The sequence below is a fragment of the Citrobacter sp. TBCS-14 genome (genome assembly GCF_005280805.1).
Classification (GTDB): domain Bacteria; phylum Pseudomonadota; class Gammaproteobacteria; order Enterobacterales; family Enterobacteriaceae; genus Citrobacter; species Citrobacter gillenii.
In genome coordinates this window covers 1-294 of record NZ_SZWM01000307.1, presented here as the reverse complement: position 1 = coordinate 294, position 294 = coordinate 1, and the positions used below count along the sequence as shown (strand labels likewise).

The 294-nt window shown below is 56.1% G+C and carries 1 pseudogene; it reads right to left on the bottom strand.

Annotated elements, in window-relative coordinates:
- Nucleotides 1-294, bottom strand: a pseudogene (gcvT, locus tag FDX22_RS15235) (glycine cleavage system aminomethyltransferase GcvT); the annotation flags it as partial.

The window sequence follows — 294 nt, the reverse complement described above, 5'->3', positions numbered from 1 at the left end:
TAAAGTCGCGGTCAGCCGGTTCCCATGCGATGGTCCAGCCCATGTTGGCCGCCAGCGGAGAAATGCCTTCGTCCATCTCCTGACCGTACAGGTTCATACCAGCTTCTAAACGCAGCGTATCACGCGCGCCCAGACCGCAAGGCTGAACACCGGCTTCGACCAGCGCACGCCAGAAATCCGCGGCCTTTTCATTCGGCATGGCAATTTCATATCCCGCTTCGCCGGTATAACCAGTGGTTGCGATAAACAAGTCACCCGCCTGAACGCCGAAGAAAGGTTTCATACTTTCAACTG